Annotated in this window: 3 protein-coding genes; 2 read left to right on the top strand and 1 reads right to left on the bottom strand. The window is 61.6% G+C overall.

What is annotated here, in order from left to right; translation table 11 throughout:
• The first annotated feature begins 111 nt into the window (after window positions 1-111).
• A complete protein-coding gene (locus AB4Z11_RS26295) occupies window positions 112-1611 on the top strand; it encodes a glycoside hydrolase family 28 protein (RefSeq protein WP_442028791.1) in 1500 nt (499 codons plus the stop codon).
• Here the strand turns inward: AB4Z11_RS26295 and AB4Z11_RS26290 are convergent.
• On the bottom strand, window positions 1605-3200 hold the full coding sequence (locus tag AB4Z11_RS26290; protein ID WP_442028790.1) for a glycoside hydrolase family 43 protein: 1596 nt from the start codon (window positions 3198-3200) through the stop codon (window positions 1605-1607). The two genes, AB4Z11_RS26295 and AB4Z11_RS26290, sit on opposite strands and share 7 nt — an antisense overlap.
• 217 nt (window positions 3201-3417) lie before the next feature.
• Here AB4Z11_RS26290 and AB4Z11_RS26285 point away from each other — a divergent pair.
• Window positions 3418-3777: alpha/beta hydrolase (locus tag AB4Z11_RS26285; protein ID WP_442028789.1), on the top strand; the 360-nt coding region annotated here is incomplete at its 3' end.

Genomic DNA, 3777 nt, shown 5'->3' with positions numbered 1-3777 from the left:
GGATAAGGACCCGCCAGTGCTGGGCTCCACGCAGCTCCCCGCAAACAACAGCATCCCCGCGACCTATGACCCGCTGGGCCGCAATCTGTTCTTCAGCCTGGACGTCAAACTGTGATCAAAACTGGCCAACAACGACGGCAACTCACCTTCGCGCTGGCAGCGGGCTTGCTCAGTCCATGGACCGTAGGAGCCGCTGCGGCGGCTGCCGCGGCCCCGGACTGGGCAGACCAGCTGCGGCGCGATCTGGACAAGATGGCCGCGCATCTCACGCAAACGCTCAAACCATGGAAAGTGCCGAACCGCGTATTCCTGCCGGAAGATCACGGCCTGGCATCCGGCGCAGCGCCCGCTGCCACGACGACGTCGATCCAGCGTGCGATTGAAGCCTGTGCCACGGCGGGCGGCGGCACGGTGCGTCTGGCGAAGGGTGATTACGTCAGCGGCACGCTGGTGCTGCGTTCCGGCGTGATGCTGGAAGTGGCCGAAGGCGCGCGGCTGCTGGCGAGTACCGACCTGCACGATTTTCCGGAGCACGTGGCGAAGCGGCCGACGGTCATGGACAGCAATATGGGCATGAATCAGTCGCTCATTTTTGCCGAGGGCTGTGAACGTATCGGCATCTGCGGCAAGGGCATGATCGATGGACGCGGCACCAAGGACAATTTCCCCGGCGAGGAAACGGCCGGTTCAACGCCAGGACGTCCCTTCCTGATCCGCGTGATCGATTGCCGACAGGTGGTGGTGCGCGGCATCCATCTCAAGGATTCCCCCTGCTGGATGCAGAACTACCTGAACTGCGAAGACCTGATTGTTGACGGCATCCGCGTCGATAACCAGGCCAATCACAATAACGATGGCCTGGATATCGACAGCTGCCGCCGCGTCATCGTGCGCAACAGCTTTATCAACGCCGAGGACGACGCCATGTGCTTCAAGGGCGCTGGCCAGCGGCTGGCGGAAGACATCCTGGTCGAAAACTGTGAGTTCTACAGCACCTGCAATGCGCTGAAGTTCGGTACGGACTCGCAGGGCGACTTCCGCAATGTGCTGGTGCGGAATGTGACGGTGGGCGGGCCGTCCGATGCCATGCGTGCCATGAACCGGCGCAAGGCGGACGGCGGCATCTCGTGGGAGATCGTGGACGGCGGCACGCTGGAGCGCGTGCTGGTGCACGATGCGCACATCGTCCGCGCCGAAAGCCCGCTATTCCTGCGGCTGGGCGATCGCGGACGCGTGCGGCCGGAGCAGCAACGTCCCGGTCCGGGCGTGCTGCGCTACATCGTGTACGACCGCATCACGGGCGACAACAATGGCATGCGCGGCTCCTTCTTCAGCGGCATTCCGGAGAGGGCGATCGAGCATGTGCTGTTGCGCGATGTGTCGCTCGGCATGGCCGCTGCCAATGCACCGGCCGTGGACCAGGCCGCGGTGCCGGAAGCGCATGCCGAGTATCCCGATCCGCATATGTTTTCCAAGGTGATGCCTGCTTACGGCCTGTGGGCGCGGCACATTCGCCAGCTGCGCTTGCAGCGCGTGCGCTTCAGCGTGTCCGGCGCTGACGCGCGGCCGGAGGTGCTGGCTGGCGTCGACGCTGAAGTCCTGCGTCAGTGAGCGTTCGTGACCCTGAACCAGTCGATGTCGATGTAGTTGCGGTCGATCCGGTTTGGGGCGCGCGCTGACCTGGCTTCGTCGCTGTCCGATTTGATGTAGGTGAACACGGCAGGTCGGCTGCCTTTCCACCACGAGAAGCGCGCCAACTGCGTGACAGGACCGAACTCTTTGAACGGCGCCTGGTCCTGCAGGGCGTATGAGAATTGCACGGTCTGATCCTGCTTCACCACCGCACGCAGGATCACGGCCGGCGCATCGATTCGCGGCCCGCGCAGCTCCTCGCCGGAATTCGAATAGCTCAGGTAATTGACGCCATTCTCGCGCACGATGCCAATCCACGGTACTTTCACACCAAACAGCGTCAGCCCTGCGCGCTGCTGCTCCGCCAGTCCTGCCAGTTCGATGCGCGTGGCGATCTCCGACTGYGGGCCTTGCAGAATCTGCGTCAGCGTATTGCGCGCGCCGACCAGATAGCGGGCCTTGTTGGCCTCAATGCGCATATAGCCTGGGCGCTGCGTCAGACTCCAGCGCGCATCGTCAGGATTGTGATTCCATGACCATTGCAGGCCCAGAGTAGACGCCGAGAACTCATCGCTGTCTTGTAGCTGGTAGGCGACGCCGGTTTGCGGCAGCGCGTAGCTGCTGACCGGCGTACCAGAGAGCTCGGCCTTGTCGCTCCTTTCGCCGATGATGGGCCAGTCGTCTTGCCAGACCACCGGTTCAAGATAAGTAATGCGGCCAAAGGCGCCGGTACTGTTGAAGTGGATGAACCAGCCTTGTCCCGTCGGCGTTTCAATGTAGCCGCCCTGGTGCGGGCCTTTGATGGTGGCCGTGGGCTTCAGCACGGCGCGCGATTCGTAAGGTCCGTCGATATGCCGCGAGCGCAGCACGGCYTGCGGKCCKGTCTCGACSCCGCCRATCGGCGCGAAGATGTAGTAGTAGCCATTGCGCTTGTAGACCTTGGGGCCTTCGAACACCGGCAGGTTGACTTTGTCGTCGACGATGGTTTTGCCCGCGTCGTACACCGTTTTGCCATCAGGGCTCATGGCGTGCAGGATGCCAGGCCCCGCGCCGACCCTGGAATGCACCAGATAGGCTCTGCCGTCGTCGTCCCAGAAAGGGCAAGGATCTTCGTAACCTGGCCCCGCCAGCACGGCAACCGGCTCGGACCATTTGCCCGCCGGGTCGGCGGCGCTGCTCATGAAAATGCCTTCGTTCGGCGTGGCCCAGTAAACATAGAAGCGGCCGTCATGGAAGCGTATCGACGGCGCCCACACGCCGCCCGCGTAGCGCATACCATCGCCGACCGGCTTCGAGATACTGTCCGTCAGCGTGTAAGGCGGCACCATGTCATAGGCCGGATGGAAGGGCAGCTTGGGCAGCACATGGCCAAGAATCTTCCAATGCACCAGATCGCGCGAAGTCAGGATGGGAATGCCCGGCGAAAAATGGAAGCTGGAGGCGACCATGAAGTAGTCGCTCCCGACGCGGATCACGTCGGGGTCCGAATAGTCAGCATAAAGAATGGGATTACTGTAAGTCTGCGCATGACCTTGCGTGCAGCACAGCGCAACGAATGCAGCAAGCATCAACTTCCTCAATCCCATGGGCCATCCTCTTTTCTGGCGATTCCACAAGTAGAAACGAGGGCAGCTATCGAGTCAATCGGCAAGTGATCAACATGCTGATGGATTATGACCAACGGCGCGCCTTATAACAGGCATTACCGCCGGGTTGACGAAAACCAAAAGCCAGCTAATATTGTCTTGATATCTTAAAAAATGCCGGTTCTGAAAGGGATGGRCCATGAGAATTGATATCAGGACGATGATGCGGACGGCCGCCGCCGCTACGCTGTTGTTTGTTGCTAGCGCAGGCGCCATCGCCGCGAATACGCCGCAACTGGCCATGGAAGAATTCATGGTGCCGGCGCAGGACCCCGGCATCAGCCTCTATGTGCGCAACAAGCATCCTCAGGGCGAGAAGCGATTTCCCGCCGAGAAGATCCTGCTGTATGTTCACGGCGCGACATACCCCTCCGAGGCCACATTCGATCTGAAGCTGAACGGCCTGTCATGGATGGACTACATGGCGCGGCATGGCTACGACGTGTACCTGGTCGATCTGCGTGGTTACGGCAAATCGACGCGACCGCCGGAAATGGAC

It is taken from the genome of Pseudoduganella sp. RAF53_2, assembly GCF_052113985.1.
In the GTDB taxonomy this organism is placed as follows: domain Bacteria; phylum Pseudomonadota; class Gammaproteobacteria; order Burkholderiales; family Burkholderiaceae_D; genus Rugamonas.
This window is presented reverse-complemented; position numbering and strand designations above follow the sequence as displayed.